Source organism: Oceanobacillus sp. CFH 90083 (assembly GCF_009389585.1).
In the GTDB taxonomy this organism is placed as follows: Bacteria; Bacillota; Bacilli; order Bacillales; family Amphibacillaceae; genus Oceanobacillus.
Genome location: NZ_VIYG01000004.1, coordinates 189,026 through 207,511 on the forward strand (window position 1 = coordinate 189,026; position 18,486 = coordinate 207,511).

16 protein-coding genes are annotated in these 18,486 nt (G+C 39.1%); 8 read left to right on the forward strand and 8 right to left on the reverse strand.

Features of this window, described 5'->3' with window-relative positions:
• Positions 1–55 precede the first annotated feature (55 nt).
• The 3 genes from FLK20_RS07745 to FLK20_RS07755 all read left to right on the forward strand — a co-directional run bounded on the left by FLK20_RS07745 (position 56) and on the right by FLK20_RS07755 (position 5,314).
• Positions 56–1,309 carry an MFS transporter gene (locus FLK20_RS07745; RefSeq protein ID WP_152655993.1) on the forward strand — a complete coding sequence of 418 codons (1,254 nt, stop codon included), beginning with the start codon at positions 56–58 and terminating at the stop codon, positions 1,307–1,309.
• 792 nt (positions 1,310–2,101) lie between these two features.
• Complete coding sequence (locus FLK20_RS07750; protein ID WP_152655994.1) at positions 2,102–3,331, forward strand: pyridoxal-phosphate-dependent aminotransferase family protein; 1,230 nt, start codon at positions 2,102–2,104, stop codon at positions 3,329–3,331.
• 540 nt (positions 3,332–3,871) lie between these two features.
• Positions 3,872–5,314: a YfcC family protein gene (locus FLK20_RS07755; protein ID WP_227994916.1), complete on the forward strand. Its 1,443-nt coding sequence runs from the start codon at positions 3,872–3,874 to the stop codon at positions 5,312–5,314.
• A 242-nt stretch (positions 5,315–5,556) separates the two neighbouring features.
• Here FLK20_RS07755 and FLK20_RS07760 read toward each other — a convergent pair whose 3' ends face one another.
• The 4 genes from FLK20_RS07760 to FLK20_RS07775 form a co-directional block, all read right to left on the reverse strand.
• Positions 5,557–6,423 carry an alpha/beta hydrolase gene (locus FLK20_RS07760; protein WP_152655995.1) on the reverse strand — a complete coding sequence of 289 codons (867 nt, stop codon included), beginning with the start codon at positions 6,421–6,423 and terminating at the stop codon, positions 5,557–5,559.
• Positions 6,424–6,741: 318 nt separating this feature from the next.
• A complete protein-coding gene (locus FLK20_RS07765) occupies positions 6,742–7,527 on the reverse strand; it encodes a hypothetical protein (RefSeq protein WP_152655996.1) in 786 nt (261 codons plus the stop codon).
• Positions 7,527–8,444, reverse strand: a complete 918-nt coding sequence (locus FLK20_RS07770; RefSeq protein WP_152655997.1) for an ATP-binding cassette domain-containing protein — start codon at positions 8,442–8,444, stop codon at positions 7,527–7,529. Before FLK20_RS07770 ends, FLK20_RS07765 begins: the two co-directional genes overlap by 1 nt.
• Complete coding sequence (locus FLK20_RS07775; RefSeq protein ID WP_152655998.1) at positions 8,441–8,893, reverse strand: helix-turn-helix transcriptional regulator; 453 nt, start codon at positions 8,891–8,893, stop codon at positions 8,441–8,443. The genes FLK20_RS07770 and FLK20_RS07775 overlap by 4 nt, the downstream gene beginning before the upstream one ends.
• Before the next feature lie 186 nt (positions 8,894–9,079).
• Here FLK20_RS07775 and FLK20_RS07780 point away from each other — a divergent pair, with 186 nt between their 5' ends.
• Both FLK20_RS07780 and FLK20_RS07785 read left to right on the forward strand, forming a co-directional pair.
• Positions 9,080–9,892: a MerR family transcriptional regulator gene (locus FLK20_RS07780; protein ID WP_152655999.1), complete on the forward strand. Its 813-nt coding sequence runs from the start codon at positions 9,080–9,082 to the stop codon at positions 9,890–9,892.
• On the forward strand, positions 9,893–11,626 hold the full coding sequence (locus tag FLK20_RS07785; RefSeq protein ID WP_152656000.1) for an ABC transporter ATP-binding protein: 1,734 nt from the start codon (positions 9,893–9,895) through the stop codon (positions 11,624–11,626).
• A gap of 128 nt (positions 11,627–11,754) precedes the next feature.
• Here FLK20_RS07785 and FLK20_RS07790 read toward each other — a convergent pair whose 3' ends face one another.
• From FLK20_RS07790 to FLK20_RS07800, 3 genes are read right to left on the reverse strand one after another with little or no spacing between them, the layout of a single operon-like run.
• The gene (locus FLK20_RS07790; protein ID WP_152656001.1) at positions 11,755–12,462 is read right to left on the reverse strand and encodes a hypothetical protein; all 708 of its coding nucleotides are present in this window, start codon (positions 12,460–12,462) and stop codon (positions 11,755–11,757) included.
• A complete protein-coding gene (locus tag FLK20_RS07795; RefSeq protein WP_152656002.1) occupies positions 12,459–13,340 on the reverse strand; it encodes an ATP-binding cassette domain-containing protein in 882 nt (293 codons plus the stop codon). Before FLK20_RS07795 ends, FLK20_RS07790 begins: the two co-directional genes overlap by 4 nt.
• On the reverse strand, positions 13,337–13,714 hold the full coding sequence (locus FLK20_RS07800) for a GntR family transcriptional regulator (protein WP_152656003.1): 378 nt from the start codon (positions 13,712–13,714) through the stop codon (positions 13,337–13,339). Before FLK20_RS07800 ends, FLK20_RS07795 begins: the two co-directional genes overlap by 4 nt.
• Before the next feature lie 744 nt (positions 13,715–14,458).
• Between FLK20_RS07800 and FLK20_RS07805 the strand changes: the two genes are divergently transcribed.
• A complete protein-coding gene (locus FLK20_RS07805; RefSeq protein ID WP_227994917.1) occupies positions 14,459–15,688 on the forward strand; it encodes an MFS transporter in 1,230 nt (409 codons plus the stop codon).
• Between the two features lie 45 nt (positions 15,689–15,733).
• A complete protein-coding gene (gene aroD / locus FLK20_RS07810) occupies positions 15,734–16,504 on the forward strand; it encodes a type I 3-dehydroquinate dehydratase (protein WP_152656004.1) in 771 nt (256 codons plus the stop codon).
• A 562-nt stretch (positions 16,505–17,066) separates the two neighbouring features.
• Here aroD and FLK20_RS07815 read toward each other — a convergent pair.
• Entirely contained in the window at positions 17,067–17,687 is a 621-nt protein-coding gene (locus tag FLK20_RS07815; protein ID WP_370453174.1) for a DinB family protein, read from the reverse strand.
• 285 nt (positions 17,688–17,972) lie between these two features.
• Between FLK20_RS07815 and FLK20_RS07820 the strand changes: the two genes are divergently transcribed.
• Positions 17,973–18,467, forward strand: a complete 495-nt coding sequence (locus tag FLK20_RS07820) for an SRPBCC family protein (RefSeq protein WP_152656005.1) — start codon at positions 17,973–17,975, stop codon at positions 18,465–18,467.
• Positions 18,468–18,486 lie beyond the last annotated feature (19 nt).

The window sequence follows — 18,486 nt, forward strand, 5'->3', positions numbered from 1 at the left end:
ATTGAAATTAAATAATAAACCTGATAAAGAGGTTGAAATTGAAAGGACTAAACAAATGGAAAATAAGGTAGACACAACTAAAGGTAATGGAAAAAAACCATTGATCCCTTATTGGGTAAAAGTTGTTATTGTGTTTTTCTTTGGCTGGATAGCACTATACGCAACAAGAACGATATTAAACCCGATAATGGGTGATATTCAATCAGCATTTTCATTAAGCAATGCACAGCTTGGTTTAATTACGAGTATCTTTTTTATCGGATATGCAGCTATGAACGTTCCAGCAGGGGTACTAGGAGATAAGATTGGGAAAAAACGAGTGCTTGTTCCAGGGGTTATTTTATTTGGATCATTGGCAGCAGTCACTGGAATGATGCCTACATTCTTTCTGTTTATTTCCGCATGGCTGATGGTCGGTCTTGCACAAGGGGTCTATTATGGTCCTCAATACGGCATATCTTCTGAGATTATCCCTAAGAACCGATTAACATTGGGCAGCGCTATCATTAATGCCGGCATGGCTTTTGGTACATCGATTGGTTATTATATTTCCAGCTATGTAGTAGGAGAATGGGGATTTGGATGGCGGGTTCCATTTTTTGTCATCGCCGTACCTGTAGTAATCATTGGTATTGCTATGGCGATTGTCATTAAGGACAAGCCAAAAACGGATGAAGGGGTTAAAAGTCAAACTGCCGAGCCGTTTAAGTTTTCTGCTTTATTTAACAGAAATTTAATTTTGGCGTATATTATTATCTTCTGTTCGATTTATGGATTCTTTATGATTATTACCTGGTTGCCTTACTACTTGGAAACAGCACGTGGTCTGACGGGTGGAAACATCGCTTTTGTTGCATCACTTGTTCCATGGGCGGCAATTCCGGGTTCTTTATTCTTCAGCTGGCTGTCAGATAAGTGGGGACGTCGTAAACCAGTATTGCTGCTGATGCTGCCATTTGGTATTTTATCAACTGCGGCTATTGTTTATTTTGAAAGCATGCCGATTCTGTATATCACACTTATTGTATATGGAATTGTAGGGAAAATCAGTGTTAACCCTGTGTTAATTGCTGTTGTAGCAAACAATGCACCACAGCAATCATTAGGTACAGCGTTTGGATTTTACAATTTTGTTGGGATGCTAGGCTCTATCTTAGCTCCGTATATTACTGGATGGCTGACGGATACAACTGGAAGTATGAACATAGGGTTTTACTTTGCGGCCGCTTTGCTGATTATCGCATGGATTGCAAGTTCTTTAATTGACGAAAGTAATCTGCCGGCTGCTGGTAAAGAGGCCAAGGCTTAACTGACAATTTTTTTGTTTCTTAAAAAACTGTTATGTATGCGTTGGAATATGTAGTTGAAAATGGTTTTACAAGGCTGTTTTTGGACATGGATTAATAGGTATAACCATTTTGAAAGATTGAGGCAGGAATATATACTGTTTAGGAATTATTTGATCCTGCTCCAGCTTTTATAAGGTAAATATTTAATCAGTGAGGGGCTCTTCATCCCCCCGCTGATTTTTAGTTAAATCAGCCAAAAATGGATATACTGTTCTACAATTATGTTCATGTTTTTACAAGATGATTGTTTTAAAATAAAATTAATAGCTGTACATGTTAATTAATATCACATAAGGTAACAGAAACATGGAATTAAAATGAAATTGTTTGAAAATTTTAAATAGTTAGCTTCCTGCTTTCAAAAAGAATAAAAGTAATATTGCCAGTAGCACATGCTGATATTGCAGGGGAAAGTGGAAAGTATGCAGAAGGTTATGGTATTATAGACGGTACTATAGTGGTTCAGTATCTTTATACACACCTCGGGTTGCTCAAGACACCAATGGAACTGAACACTTTTTGAAATGTGAGTCGAGCATTCATTACTTTAGAAACTATTAAAATTGGTGATAGCGGGCAGTCTGTGAAAAAATGATTTTTAATATAAAAATGGCAAGCTTGGCAAGATATGATTAGAAAATATTAATCATCTTGTTGTTTGTTCCTGAGTCAACGGGAGACAAGTCATTTGCAAAAGAGTATCCAAATGTTGATAAAGGTATTATATGAAAGAGCTTATAGGAGGACTGAGAATGAATAGTTATCAAGAAATTAATACCCCATTACGAACAATTATGACACCGGGGCCTGTTGAGGTTGATCCAAGGGTGCTGCGTGCAATGAGTACGCCAATTCTTGGGCAATTTGATCCGGCTTTTACAAAAATGATGAATGAAACGATGGAAATGCTTCGAGATGTCTTTCAAACTAAAAATAAATGGGCTTTTCCAATAGATGGAACATCGCGTTCCGGGATTGAAGCTTTATTGAGCAGTGTCATTGAGCCGGGAGATAAAGTGCTTATTCCGATTTATGGAAGATTTGGTCATTTGCTGACTGAAATTGCTGAAAGAAATAGAGCTGAGATTCATACAATCCATTGTGAATGGGGAGAGGTTTTTGATCAGGAAGTAATTATAGAAGAGATGAAAAAAGTGAACCCTAAAGTTCTCGCTATTGTACATGGAGAAACCTCTACCGGGTGTATGCAGCCTCTTGATCAAATCGGACCTGCATGCCGGGAAGCTGGTGTGCTATGTATTGTAGACGCTGTTGCGACAATTGGCGGTACACCGGTAAAAGTGGATGAATGGCAGCTGGATGCGGTGATTGGCGGAACTCAAAAATGTCTGTCAGTTCCTTCTGGTATGGCGCCGATCACGTATAATGAACGTGTTGAACAGATTCTTTCATCCAGAAAAAAGGTGGAAAAAGGAATTGCTACTGCTGAGGATCAGGTGAATGTCGGTGAACCAATTCAAAGTAATTATTTTGATTTAAGTCAGTTACAGGATTATTGGGGACCTAGAAGGCTGAACCATCATACAGAGGCAACCACCATGCTGTACGGCTTGCGGGAAGGGGTAAGAATTGTTTTACAGGAAGGATTGACAGCTCGTTTTGAGCGTCATAAACTCCACGAAAAAGCACTTATGGAAGGTATCAAAGCAATGGGGCTGGAGCTATTTAATGATGTTAGCTGGAAGCTTCCAATGGTGACTTGTATAAAAATTCCTGAGGGCGTTGACGGCGATTCTGTCAGAAGCATGCTTCTGGAGCAATTTGGAATCGAAATTGCGAGCTCCTTTGGTCCTCTGCATGGGAAAATCTGGCGTATTGGTACAATGGGATACAGCTGCCGAAAAGAAAATGTATTATTTGTCATCTCTGCACTAGAGGGTGTATTAGCTCGCCATGGCGTCCAGTTAAATTCTGGAAAAGGATTGCAAGCAGCACTCGATGTATATGAGTCTGTCGAATAATTATTTACATCGAAGGCCGATAGTCAGAAACACTGAATTTTTTATGTTAAATGTAAAAGCTTAAAAGTGAGTTTATATATCAAAAAACAGCCTATTCGGTAATACGAATGGGCTGTTTTTGATTTGTTAGAAAACAATCGAAAGGAAAAATAATTAGATATTCCTTCGATGACAATGAAAATCTCTCTCTATTTTGAACAAGTTTATATACGTGTTTTTTTAGATGTGGTAGAATGGTGGTAGCTTCTGTGTTTGTGTGCTGATGCGGTGATTTGTATTTTACATAAAACGGCCGGGCACTTTTTTTGTGCGCTAGGAAGGCATAAAACTTAGCAAAGAATCTGTGTTGTCAGCTCCATAAAAATTACCAAGAAACAATGGGAATTTTTGGTGTGGTTTTTCTTTTAAAAATTACAATTTTTTATTAATATAAATTATTATCTTTTTTTTGGAGCTTTATAATTTGGAAAGTCTTTATTTGAGTTTGAAGTATAAAGTAGGCTTATAAATGGGCTTGCGATGTAAATGAAGGAGGATAAAATGTCTGAGCAGAAAAAGCTTGAGAACAAGCTGAAAGAAAAAAAATCAAAGGTGAAGAAGTTTACTATGCCCCATATTTATGTTATTCTTTTCTCCTTTATGGTATTTGCATCTATTGCCACTTATTTTATCCCTGCCGGGGTTTTTGATAGAGTTCCTGGACCAGAAGGACGGACAACCATTGATCCGAATTCTTACCAAAGTGTTGAACAGTCACCTATCGGGATAATTGATTTCATGACTGCTGTACCAAGAGGGTTGATTGAAGCAGGAGAAATTGTCTTTTTTACCTTTATTATCGGTGGTTTATTTGCAGTTATTAAAAAGACAGGCTTAATTGAAATTGGAGTAGATAAACTGACAAGGAGATTTTCCAATAACAGTATCATGGTAATTCCTGTTTTGTTTATTCTATTTGCGACAATATGCAGTCTGATAGGGACACAGGAATTAAGCTTAGTGTATGTACCAGTTCTTTTACCGCTAATGATTGCATTAGGGTACGACTCTATTGTAGCTGCCGGGGTGGCTTTGATAGCTACTACAGCCGGGTTCATGACAGGTTTTCTTAACCCGGTCAACACAGGTCTTGGGCAAAAATTATCCGGGTTGCCGGTTTTTTCAGGTATAGAGCTGAGGTTAATAGCCTTTGCTGTTTTTGTGATTATTGGAATGCTGTACCTGATCCGCTATGCACGTAAAGTACAAAAAAAACCAGAAACAAGTCTTGTGTATGAAGATGACTCTGATAAAAGAAAACAATACCAGGTTGCTACCACAACAGAGGTGCATAAAGCTACCTCAAGGCAAAAAATTGCATCCATTTTTCTCTTTGCCTTCTTTTGCCTATTATTATACGGAGTGCTTACGCAAGGATGGTTTATGATTGAAATGGCCGGCTTGTTTATTATCATGGGTGTTGTCGTTGGAAGAATATCCGGATTAAATTTTACAGAGATCTGTAATGGATTCAATGATGGATTTCGTGATGTACTGCTGGGAGCATTTATTATCGGAGTTGCCCGATCCGTTGCGGTGGTCATGGAAGATGGAATGGTAATGGATACGATTGTTAACAGCCTTGGGACAATTGTTGGCGAATTGCCTGCGGTATTTGGGGCAATTGGTATGTTTTTTGTTCAAATGCTATTCAATTTTCTGGTACCTTCCGGGAGCGGTCAAGCATTAGTGACAATGCCAATTATGGCGCCTTTATCAGATATAATTGGAGTTACGCGGCAAACAGCTGTATTAGCCTATCAATTTGGAGATGGTGTTGGGAATCTGCTGTACCCTACTTCCGGGTATTTTATGGCAACCATTGCTTTAGCAGGAGTACCATGGCAGAAATGGGTACGGTTTTACTTGCCATTGTTTTTCATTTGGATTGGGACCGCCGTTGTTTTCTTAATTATCGCCCAGGTGATTCAGTGGAATGGGTAAGTGTACATAAAAATATTTCTCATTTTTAAACGCCAAGCTGGCTTGAAGGGTGAAGAAAGCAGCAATAGTTTTATTAGAAGATTTGGTTGTCACCAAGCCTTTAGGTGAAACCTTAGCTGCACTTATACTTTCTTAAAGTGCCGAAAAAAGCAGGAAGCACCCGCTGATTGAAAGAAAGGTGCTTTCCTGCTTTTTTTAATAAAAATTTGGATGAGCCGCGCTCTTATATTTTCTGTAAGAAATTAACCAAGCTGCTGCTTTAGAAATTGGATCACTTTTTCAAATGCCTGAACAACCTGTGGATCATCCATATTCTGATCAAAGCTATGCTTCCCGTTGGATATAGTAATCAATTGATTGTCTATCCCTTTTTCATCCAGCATCTGTTTCATATGGACAGATTCCTGATATGGTACATCCTCATCCTGGTCACCATGTAATAACAAGGTTGGAGGATAGCTGCTGTCTGCAAGACGGACAGGGCAGTATGCATGTAAGAAAGATAGATCTTCTTTGGAGCTTTTCCCGGTTACATAATCAATCCATTTTCCCTGCTGTCGGCAATAAAGATAGATGGCATATCTTTTTTCAATCGGAGAAGCCGCGATAGGCTTATCCATAATCAGCTGATTGGCAAGCATTTCCGGAGCAGAAGTCATTTTTGTAAAATGAGGACTTGGCTTGGTGTACCAATCCCCGGTAATATCCCCGTAGCCGTAGAAGGAAACGATTGCTTTTGGCCGGGTTTCCAGCGTTCCTGTCATTAATGCCAGATAAGCGCCGGCAGAAGAGCCGATAACGGCAATGTTTTCCGTATCAAAATCAAATTGCTGCTTCCCTTTTTCCACAAGCCAGACGATGGCATCGCGAATATCCTCGATAATTTCCGGTAATTTTGTCTCCGGGGCCAGCCGATAATCAATGGAAAATACATTGAACCCGGCATTGGTGTACCACTCAATCTGCTTTTTAGCCAAATCATCTTTCGTACCCCATATTAAGCCGCCGCCATGAATATACATGAGCAGCGGTGCTTGTTTTTTGGTTGTTTCATGTAGTGTTCCTTGTATTTCACAGTCACTGGTTACTTTATACGTATATGTTGTCATGTTAGTCACTCACTTTCACAGAGAATATGATATAGGTATGTTTTTATTCTGTCAAATGTAACTATGCATTTTTTGCTCATCTCTGATGGAAAGTAAAGAACACAAGTATCTTCACAAATGTCTTCAATAGGGCGCGAATAATCAGAGTGTAAGAATGCGAAAACACTTGTGTGCCTAACATCGTAATTGCAGGACTGTAATTACTCGTTCTTTCATCAACAGCGGTTGGATTGCAATTACTCTCCAAATCATGGGTAGCCTGAGCCGGTAATTTTACGGCTGTTTTGATTTATAATCAAATATCTTTGACCTGTAAGATTATTTCACTTCTGCTTTCCGAAAGGTGAAAAAGGTGGCCAGATAGAAAACAAGGATAAATAACAAGCTGATAATCAAACTCTCTACTATAAATTCACCGCTCATTTCAAGTGTTAATTGTGACAAATCAATACCATAAGGCGTATAGGCCATCACAGAATGAACCGTTTCATTCAGACTGGAGACAGGTCCAAGAATTAAACTGGTTATATACGTGGCAGCGATGACGAGAACCGCTTTTTTAAATAAAAACATATAGAAAATGCTAATAATCAGCTGACTGATAAAGATAAGTAATGACAACCCATTTGTCAATAAAATTTTGCCCAGTAACCCGACTGTGAATTGCTGTCCGGCTGCTTCGGATAAAATATTTAAGGTCGGCGTCGGAATGAATCCGGTGAATACTGTGTCTGTAAAAGCAAATATAATCGTAATCATTATATAAGGAAAATATAATAAAGCGGCTAATATAAAAAAGGAAACCATTTTGTTAATAATAATAGCATTTCTGCCATGTCCTCCCGAAATAGCATTTTCGATAATTTTATTTTCAAAATCCGTTGTCAGGCAAATACCGGCAGCGATACTTCCCAGCAATGCCATCATCTGTGTTTCCGAAAATAAAGACAAGGTGCCGGACGCAGTTTCCAAGCTAAGATTGCCTGTCGCAACGTAATGGGAGCAGGCGGCGAAAATAACAGCACTGAGAAGAGCTAAAATAAATACTGCCCATGGTGAAATGGATCTGCTTAATTTAAAGAAATCTGCTTTTAACAGCTGCATCAGCCCGCACCTCCTATCAGTTGAAGGTAATAACTTTCCAATGTTTCCTCCTGTGTTGCAAGCGTTGTAACGATAATGCTGTGATCAATTAAAGCTTTTGACAGCTCTTCTTTGTTATCCATAAAATCATACAGCTTAATACTTTTATCAGGCTGGACAATAAAGTTTTCCGTATCAAGCACTTCTCTTAACACTTTTTGCAGCTTTTCCGGTTCATTACAGTCAAGGATCAGATGCTTATCGATTTGATTTTCCAATTGATCATGGCTGAGGTTTTTCAGGATTTTTCCTCTATTAACAATAATAAATTCATCAGCAGTTTGATGGAGTTCTGCTAAATGGTGGCTGGATAACAGAATCGTCATTTGGTATTTCGCAGCTAATTCTTTGATTAATTGTCTAATCTCAGCGATACCGCTTGGGTCTAAGCCGTTAATAGGCTCGTCAAGCATCAATATTTCCGGGTTGCCAAGCAGGGTAATAGCAATTCCTAGGCGCTGCCTCATTCCTAAGGAAAAATCTTTTGCTTTCTTTTTTCCTGTATGTCCCAAGCCAACGATATTAAGTGCTTGCTGTTCGACACTTTCTTCTTTTATCCCTTTCATCGTTTTATGGACCCGCAGATTGGTGATTGCGCTCATATTGCCCAGGATACTTGGATTTTCAATCATACTGCCCATTCGTCTCCGGCCGGCCTGTAATGATTTTTGATCCGGCTGATTAAATAAATACAGCTCCCCGGAGGTAGGAAAGGATAAGCCGGCAATAATCCGCATCAAGGTTGTTTTCCCTGCTCCATTTTGACCGATCAGACCATAAATTTTTCCTTTCTCTAAGGATATTGATACATTTTCCAATGCCTGGACACCATTATAGGCTTTGGAAATATTTTTAGCTTCGAGAATATATTCCATCATTTTCTACTATCCTTGGTATGGTTTAAAATTCCTTGTGTCATCGCAGTGAAAAATTCGACAGGGACTAAGGCAATACCGATACTTTCCGGATTTTCATCACCTAAAACAAGAAACTGGTCGCCTTCCTGCATATTGACCATATTCACAGCCTTTTCCGGTAATTTTACATACCCATCCTTTTCTAATGGAATCGTGTTAAACATATGCTTTCCTTTAGGAGGGATTGGCAAACCGTTTTCTTTTTGGTCAAAATGAATTAAATTATCCAAAGATACATCAAATAATGTGGCCAGTGCATCACAATTGATAATGTCCGGCAAGGACTCTCCATTTTCCCACTTGGCAATGGATTGTCTGGTGACACCAATTTTTTCGGCTAATTCCTCTTGAGAATAGTTATTTTCCCTTCTTAAAAAAGAGAGATTTCTTGATAAAGTAATTTTGTTCATCTGATGCATCCCTTTCGTTTAGGTATATTTTTATTTTAACTGTTTATGAGGAGGAAACAACCAATGCAGGGTAACCAATTATGTTAATGTTAGTTACGTCTTAAATAAATGAAATTTCCAGCTTGCGCCTGACGTAACGTGAGGTGGTATGATAAAGCTATCAATCGAGAGGAGATTTGAACGGAAATGAAAAAAGAGACATTCTCCATCAGTGAATTTGCCAAATCTACGGGCGTATCGGTAAGAACGCTGCATTATTATGATGAGAAAAATATACTGAAGCCGAAGAGAGATGAAAATACGGGACATCGTATTTATGAAAAAGAGGATATGATTCAGCTGCATAAGATTATGACGATGAAATTCTTAGGGATGAGCTTAGATAATATCAAGGATTATATGCAGCCGGATACGTTTGATTTAAGCTTTATCGATACGTTAAGGCTGCAGGAATCAAAGCTGATCAAGGATAGGGAACAGATTGATATTGCTCTGGAAGCCATCCAGCGCACGGTGCATCTTTTAGAAAATGAAAAAGAAGTGGATCAGGCTGTCCTCATCAGTTTATTGGCAAGTATGCAACACGAGAAGAAGCAGGAGGAACTGTCCAAAGGAATCATTAAGGATGAAGTCATGAAGAAGATGTTTCCGCAGACAGCGAAGGAGAAGATGATTGTTGAACAGGGGCTGCTGACATTTTATAAGCAGGTCAGAGAGCATTGTGGAAAGCCGGCAGATCATCCAGAGGTGAAACAAATGCTGGATAGCTTTTATCATCTTATATTAGGAATATTTGATATGGATTCTATCGAAGAATTAGGAGAAATATTTTCCTTGGATCTGGAGGATAAAGCAAATGAAGAACGCTTAGAAGCGTACCTTAAAGAAATAGAACGCCTTATCCCGACACCGATCACAGAAGAAGAAGAAGCATGGCTTGAGCAAATAACAACGGATTATTTAAGTCCGTTATGGGATGAAGAAGAAGGAGAGGATTAAATGGAAGCACCGAAGCAATCATCCAGTAATTTTATAAAGCTGTTACTATCTACAAAGATACCAAAGCTTGTTTTAATATTAGGCTTAATAGGGAGTATGCTGACCACACTGGTAGGACTGACAATCCCGCTTTTGACAAGGGAGCTTGTTGACGGATTTTCTATCGCCGATTTAGATTGGCGCTTTATTGCTGTTATTATTGGTGTATTTATTGTGCATGCACTGGTGGATGGATTATCGGCCTATGCACTTGCCTATGTTGGACAGAAGGTGGTCGCTCGGCTCAGAGAAATATTATGGAAAAAGCTGATTCGCCTGCCTGTTCCTTATTTTCAGAAACAGCCGAGTGGGGAATCTGTCAGCCGAGTTATTAATGATACAGGGATTGTAAAGGATTTGGTTTCTCAGCATTTTCCGCAATTTATCTCCGGGCTGATTTCTATTATCGGAGCTGTCATTATTTTGCTTTTCATGGATTGGAAAATGACACTAATCATGTTTATTGCGGTTCCGATTACGTTAGCTGTCATGCTGCCGCTTGGAAATAAGATGGCAAAAGTATCCCGCAGCCTTCAGGATCAGACGGCTAATTTCCAGGGAGAAATTCAGCAGACAATCAGTGAAGTCAAATTGATGAAATCTTCTACTGCGGAACAGAAGGAAGAAAAGCGGGGGCTGCACGGTATTTTCAAGTTATTACAGACAGGGTTGAAGGAAGCAAAAATTTTCTCTGTTATTGCTCCATTTATGTATATGATTGTCATGCTTGTTATTGTCGTGATCATTGGCTATGGCGGTATCCGTGTGGAGCAGGGGACCATGACGACCGGATCACTGGTGGCATTTCTCTTGTATCTATTCCAGATTGTTTTTCCTATTACGACATTTGCGATGTTCTTTACAGAATTGCAAAAGGCAAAAGGAGCTACCGAACGTATTTCGGAAATTTTACAGGAAGAAGAGGAAGAGGTATTGCCCGGCTCTGAAAAGCAAATTGGTGAGCTTCCGCTGGCGTTTAAGGAAGTCAGCTTTTCTTATGAAGCGGGTGAGCAGGTCCTCAATAAGATATCATTTTCTGCTGCACCAGGGGAAATGATTGCATTTGCCGGGCCAAGCGGCGGTGGAAAAACCACTGTATTTGGCTTGATTGAACGTTATTATGAACCGAATGAAGGTGCTATTCTGCTTGGCGGAGAATCCATTCAGGACATTTCTTTGGCATCCTGGCGTTCGCAGCTTGGATATGTATCGCAGGAAAGCTCCATGATGTCCGGAACGATTCGTGATAATTTAACCTATGGCTTGGAAAATGCAGAGAATATTGCAGATGAAAAGCTTTGGGCAGTAGCCGAAATGGCTTATGCTGCACAGTTTATTCAGGAGCTTCCAAATGGAATGGATACCCAAGTCGGCGAGCGCGGAACGAAATTATCAGGGGGACAGCGGCAGCGTATTAATATTGCCAGAGCTTTCCTGCGTAACCCGAAAATTTTATTGCTTGATGAGGCGACAGCCAGTCTCGATAGTCAATCAGAGCAGGTGGTTCAAAAGGCATTGCAACGTTTGATGGAAGGAAGAACGACATTTGTGATTGCGCACCGTTTAGCGACAATTATTGATGCGGATCAAATTATCTTTATTGAAAATGGAGAGGTTACCGGGAAAGGGACACATCAGGAGTTATTGGAATCACATGAGCTGTATCGTTCCTTTGCGAACCAGCAGTTGAAGTAAAAAAAGAGTAAAGCATGCCTCACTGTGGATATGCTTTACTCTTTTTGATTCCATCATTCAAATAAGCTTTTATCAAAAAAATGTGCTGTTATTCTGTTTATTCATTTTTCAACGAAATAGAGACAAAATCATATTTTCACAGTTACGTCTTTTATCAGGCGGTGATTAATTACAAAAAGGATAACGATTAATACAAGACTTAAAGGGACGGATACAAATATTGGTAAATTTATTTGTTGTGTAAAGAAGGAAATATGCGTAATTTCAAGTAGAATCCCTGTGATTCCTAAACAAATAATACCAAATGCGATGGATAACATCCCATATAACCAGCCAGCGCGATAGAAGGTCAGACCAATCACCCAGCCGATTAAAAAATAAATAAGATGCGAAATTACAAAGCTGATGAAGGTATAAATGAACGCTGAGAAGCTGCTTGTGAAATCAACCTCTTGTGTATGAATATTCCAGCCTGCCCATCCAGCTGCAAATTGGAGGATGAAGCTTAACAGAATGATTATAACGGTAATTGTAATTGCCAGCAGTGCTGATGCCAGCATCGTACCAAGAAAGAAATTTTTTCTGGTTGCACCCTGCTGCATGTAATACGGAAAGAAAACGGTTGTTGTCAAAATACCGATAACCAACATGTAAATAGCCGATGATCCATTTGAGAAGCTTGCCAGATCTACAAAAGAGGAATGCGGACCGGATACCAGGCTTACGACAACAATGTAAATGACAAACATGAAGGAAAGAAACCACATTGTCCACTTCACTTGCTCCCCAAATAACAATCGGGTTATTTTTTTCGGTGTTAAGATAATCGAATTCATTCATCTTCCTCCTTTGTCAAATGCACAAACAAATCATGAAGAGAGAGCGGTCCAACTTCGAGTCCGGCTTGATTTGCGGCATTTTTTTGCTGTTCAGATAGTTCACCATATACCATGACAGATTTCGTTCCGCCGAGCATTTGACTGTTTAAAACCTCCAAGTCCTTTGCGAAAGCATCTATTTGCTTAAGAGAGCCTGTGACAGAAAAACCTTTGGAGATGACCTGTTCATTTGTATCTTGTAACAGCACCTTTCCTTGATGAATCATCAATACCTCATCAAACAGGTAATCTGTTTCCGAAACAAGATGCGTAGAAAAAATAATCGTTCTTGGATGCTCTTCCTGATCATTTAAAATTTCTTTATAAAAAATTTCTCTCGTCGGTGCATCCATTCCTAAATAAGCTTCATCAAAAATCGTTAAAGGAGCCCTGGATGCTAAACCGATAATAGCCTGAAGCGCCGACTTTTTCCCTTTGGACAGCTGATTTACTTTTTTAGTTAAAGGCAGCTTGAACTTCTTAGCCAGTTGAAAAGCGTATGCTTCGTCATAATTTGGCCGGAAATCAGCCATGCTCTTCAGTGTATCTTCAATTTTTTCATAGCTATATTCTAAATCCTTATGCTGATCGAAAATAAAGATCGTATTCTGCATAATTCCTGGATTCTCAAAAGGGTTTTCGCCATCAATCGTGAGGCTTCCGGCATCTGCTTTTCGAAAAGCTGCCAGAACAGATAATAAGGTTGTTTTTCCCGCACCGTTTCTTCCTAATAAACCGTGAATTTTATCAGGTTCCAGTTGAAAACTGACTTGATTAATAGCTGTAAAATCTTTATATTTTACACTGACATCTTTTGCTTCAATCGCATAGCTCATGCTTTATTCTCCTTTCGCGCTCTTTTGATTAAATCAATGATTTCTTCTTCTGTAATACGAAGCTTCTCTGCTTCCTGGACTAAACCGATAATGTAATTATCCATAAACGCCTGCTTTCTTTTTTGAACGAGTTTTTGTTTTGCTCCATCTGCAACAAACATGCCGACACCCCGCTTTTTGTATAGAATGCCCTCATCTACAAGCTGTGTAACCCCTTTGGAGATGGTGGCGTGATTAATTTTATAAAACTGAACGAGCTGATTAGTAGAAGGGGCCTGTTCGCCCTCCTTTAATTGATCATTGACAATCTGATCTTCGATTTGCTCCCGCACCTGAATGAAAATAGGCTTATCACTCCGGAATTGTGTAGACATCGTACATTCAGCCTCCTTTCTTTATGTGAAATGGCTTTATCACGGATAACCTTTCGTAAACCTCGCGCCTCAAAATAGAGAGTGAGAATTAATCTATTCAGGAGGGGGTACTGGACGCTAACATTGAGGGAGAAGAACTAAAACCCTGACAGAATGAAGTTTCGTTTTATAATCGAAATGATGCGTCTTTGGTTAAACGATAGGTACAGCTATTAAAATGACTATTATGAGTAAGAAAATAAGGTAAGAACTGCTGCCGATAATTTGCAAACTGGAGGAGAATAACCTAATTGGAGCAAGCCTCCATCTCTCTCCTTGTAAGAATTCAAATGCATCCGCAAGCAGGATAGCAATGAGAATAAACAACAGTCTTAAATTTCTTATAATGTGCGGTTAAATTGCGGACTTCAATTACATAAGGCATATCTTTCCTCCTTTAAAAATAAATATTTAAATGCATATTGTGTTATGGTTATATACTTATGTGTATAACCATAACAGTGTTGCGGTTGAATGTCAATATAGAAATTTTCTTTCAAAAAGTGCATGACTATGGAATATAATTTTTCATAAATATAAGAGGTTGCTTAAGAATAAGTGGATGCGAATTATTCTAAAATTTGTGATATATTAAAAGAGAAGTTGAAAATAAAAGAATGAAAACCATGTATTATTTAGAACAAAGACAGGAGAGGCTGATAATGGGAAAAATTAGCTGCCACTTAAGCATTGCGGGCAATTTCTATGAGTGATAAACGAAAAGTTATCGGAATTGCCCTGATTACAGCAATTACTTTGATGGGGGACGCTATGCTTTTTATTGTGCTGCCCTTGTACTGGAAAGATTTTGGATTAACAGCTATTTGGCAAATTGGTGTGCTGTTATCCATCAACCGATTTGTACGTTTGCCGATTACGCCATTTGTAGGAATGTTTTATAAGAAGTTTAATATCCGGTCAGGTGTAGTGATTTCTGTAGCTTGTGCAGCATTAAGCACGTTATTCTATGGGCTGCTTCAGGGCTTTTGGTTCCTGTTGCTGGCCAGAATTTTATGGGGGATAGCCTGGTCCTTTGTGAAACTGGGAGGAATGCTTACAGTTGTAATGTATTCTACGGAACAAACGAGAGGGCAGTATATGGGATTGTATAATGGTTTATGGGGATTAGGCGGTTTAGCTGGTATGCTGGCGGGAGGATTTTTAGTAGATCAATTGTCTATTCCTTTTGTGACAGCATTGTTTGCCTTGGCAGCTGTCGCAGTATTTCCTTTTATCTTCAAGCTGGTACCTGAAAATAATAAAACAGCCGGGAAAGAAAATGTCACTGTAAGTCGTCATATGCCTGAAAAGGGAAAGCCTTCTATATTGCAGCCATATATTATCCTTGTCATTATAACTGGAGGAACGATGGGATTTATCATCATGGGTATTTTTAACGCTACCTTGAGTCCGCTGATTGAACAATCCTATCATGCACATTGGTCAGTATTTGGTATCGTTATTGGTGCTGCAACACTTGCTGGAATTATTCAAGCAATCCGTTGGGCATGGGACCCTGTATTTGCTCCTGTTATTGGGAGTTTTGCAGATAAACAAAAGCAAAAGTATCCTTGGATTCTGGTCCCATTATTGCTTGGCAGTATTGCATTTTTTATTATCGGTTATGTGGAATCTTTTATATTTTTAGTAATCATCATTATGTTCTTTCAAGTGGTTTCAACCAGCTTTGTAACGATAACAGATACCCTGGCAGGGGATGCTGCTGCCAGAACTGATCCAGTGAAGATGATGACCCTGCATACAGTTGCAGTTGATTTAGGAGCAGCAATTGGACCTTTACTATCATTTATTATTATTGATTTATATGGCATTTCTGCTGTGTTTTATTTATCTAGTATGATTATGATACTTGTCGGGATATCATGGGTTGTTTTTCATTTTGTTCCAAAGCAAAGAAACAGGTATAGTACGTGATAGAAGACTTGAAAAATATAGCAAAGAATGGAGTGTGTATGGATAATGACAGGAGCATTAACAGTTAAAAATATCACATTGGAAGAGGGAAAGCCGAGTATTTGCATCCCTTTAATGTCTTCGAATACACCAGCACTGATTGAGGAGGCGAAGCGTTATCAAAAAGAAAAGGTGGATGTTGTTGAATGGCGTGCTGATATATTTGAAGAGATAGAAAATCATGCAGCGGTGGAACAGGTTTTAAAAGGGATAGTACAGGCATTAAAAGGAATTCCGCTTATCTTTACTTTCCGCAGTCATCTAGAGGGTGGAGAAAAGGTGCTGTCCAAGGAAGATTATGTATCCCTGAATCAATTTGTGATCCGGACAGGTCTTGCAGATTTTATTGATGTCGAGCTGTTTCAGGGAGAGGATACTGTTAAAAATCTGATTTCTTCAGCACATCAGTCCAATACATATGTGATTATTTCCAATCATGATTTTCAAAAAACACCGCCTGAATCAGAAATCATCAGCCGATTAAAACAGGCAGATGAGCTTGGAGCGGATGTATTAAAAATCGCTGTTATGCCAAAGGAGACAGCCGATGTTTTAGAGCTGCTTACAGCAACCAATGAAATGAGAAAATATACTGAGAAGCCGGTGATTACGATGGCGATGGGACCGCTGGGGGTTATCAGCCGGTTGTCCGGACAGGTCTTTGGATCTGTTTTAACCTTTGGAGCGGGAGAAAAAGCCTCTGCTCCGGGGCAGATTCCTGTACAGGAGCTGTATCACGTTCTGGAAATTATCGATAAATCGATGGCTGGCAAATAAGCACTTAGGTAATCGTTCATAAAACTCCCGCTGATTATATGTAACATACATTTTAAATGGGAGGAAGTCGGAGCTGTTCTCAACCGGAAGTCGGAGGTTTTCTTCCATCTGCAGCAATATCATTTCAAGGGATAAATCAGCCGCCAACCCGATGTGTAAAAAGGGGGAAGCCGATACAATAAAAGTATCAAATAACTTATTCTTAGGAGCTGATTTATCCCATGATGTTATCTTCTTATGAGGCTTTGAAAAGTCATATAGATTATAAAATGGAGGATGTAAGGAAGACGGCAGAGCAATGTAAAAAGAGGAAAAAGAAGCATAATGGTAAAGGAAAAAAAGTTTCTTTTATGCGTTTTTTTAAAAAAGAGGTAAAAATATAATGAATAGATATCAAAAATAGAGAATCTCGATTGGACTATTGCAGTAGCAGCAGTTAAATCGAGATTCTTTGTACCGGAAATAGCAAGCCTCATATTTGTCAGAGTAGAAGGGATTTTTGAAGCGATAATGAAAAATCAGTAAAAAGCTGCTGCTTCCGTTAATGAAGTAGGCTATGCATTTAAGCAAGCGTTTTTTTCATTTTTCTTAAATAAACAATTTGTCCGATGTGATATGCATTATGTGTTGTTGTATTTCCAATCAAATTCCACCATTCAGCTGCTACAGGAAACCCGGGAACTTTTTCATCTAATTTTTGCTCGCTGGTAATAAGCTCTTGCCAATGTAAAAGTGTGCTTAACAGGTCCGCTTTCAGGTCAGAAAATGAATGTTCTGGAGGGACAGCAAAGGTATCTGCATTGTCTTTTAGTGTCTCAACAGCATGCAAATCAGATTTATCATATCTGATTTGCCAGGCTTTATTCCAATAAATAAGATGGTAAGTAATTTCAGCAATACTATGATTTGCAGCATCTGGTCTCCAGAATGCTTCCTCCTCTGTAATTCCTTGTACAGCCTGCTCAAAAGAAAGATACCAGCTTTGATCGTTTGCATTAGCCGATAATTGATCCAGTAAAATTGCTTTAGCGTGGGTAATTGCCATCACTTCCTTAAAAAAAGTATATAGTAGTAATTCGATGTAAGCACCTTTTATTCCTTTAAATTTATCGCAGTGTAACTGGCTGGGACTGGGACTGCGATTCCTCGCCCCACCGAAAACCATTGCGATTACTCGTCCCATCGAAGAGCTTTTGTAAGACTCCTGCTTCAAGAATGGAGAAAAACGAAAATTCTAAGCGGGAGATCCAACAGCCAGTAACGGCCCGATTCGTTCGGGCCTACAGGATGTAGGTCACAAAGGCGTTGCGACACGATGTCGCGAACTTAGCCTTTGTTCTTTATTCAGTGGGGGATGAAAAGAAAACCCCCACTGAATGAGTTTCATTTTATTTTTTGAAGATTTTTGTGCAATAATAAGAATGAAAAACTTGAAGTAAACGGAAATGAAGCGAAGGATGGTGAAGAGATGCTAGCAACTTTAGAAAAAGCAGAAAATGGCTATACGGCAATTTTTAAACGAGAATGGAAAAACACTGTGGAAGAAGTATGGTCTGCTCTGACAGAGAATAATAAATTACAGCAATGGATGCCGAATTTAGAAGTGGCAGACCTGCGTACAGACGGAATGATGAAGTTCAATATGAATGATGGTACTGGGAAGTTTTTGGATATCACTATTTTAGATTATAAGGAAAAGTCTTATTGGCAGTTTGAATGGGGAGAAGGATCCGTCCGGTTTGAATTGGAGTCTGCGAAGGATGGCTGTATTCTTTTATTGAAGGAATATATCCCTGCTCTGAACAATCATATTCCCAAAGATTTAGCCGGCTGGCATATATGCTTAGAAATGCTGGATGAGGTATTAAAAGGAAGGAAGATGGAATTTCCAAAGGATTTATGGGAAGCGCGTTACGAAGACTATAAACAAATCATCCGTCCATTTTTAAAGGATGCTGAATAAGAATAAACAGGTGTCTCAA